The sequence below is a fragment of the Campylobacter sp. 2018MI34 genome, assembly GCF_016598975.1.
Classification (GTDB): domain Bacteria; phylum Campylobacterota; class Campylobacteria; order Campylobacterales; family Campylobacteraceae; genus Campylobacter_D.
This window is the reverse complement of record NZ_JAENKS010000261.1, coordinates 1-386: the sequence shown is the minus strand read 5'-3', so window position 1 is coordinate 386 and position 386 is coordinate 1. Positions and strand designations below refer to the sequence as shown.

1 pseudogene is annotated in these 386 nt (G+C 54.9%); it reads left to right on the top strand.

Annotation, left to right across the window (positions count from 1 at the left end):
• Nucleotides 1–386, top strand: a pseudogene (arsB, locus tag JG676_RS08720) (arsenite efflux transporter membrane subunit ArsB); the annotation flags it as partial.

Here is a 386-nt window from a genome sequence, read left to right as displayed (position 1 = left end):
ACCGAAGGGATTAGGGATCGGCTGGAGTGCAATGCTGGGCGCGGGACTGGCTCTGATATCAGGCGTTGTGCATGTGGGCGATATTCCGGTGGTGTGGAATATCGTCTGGAACGCGACGGCGACCTTTATTGCCGTAATTATTATCAGCCTGCTGCTTGATGAGTCCGGTTTTTTCGAATGGGCAGCGCTGCACGTTTCCCGCTGGGGTAAAGGTCGTGGACGTTTGCTCTTTACGTATATCGTTCTGCTCGGTGCGGCGGTGGCGGCACTGTTTGCCAACGATGGTGCGGCACTTATTCTGACGCCGATAGTCATCGCCATGCTACTTGCATTAGGGTTCAGCAAAGGCACCACGCTGGCATTCGTCATGGCTGCCGGTTTTATTG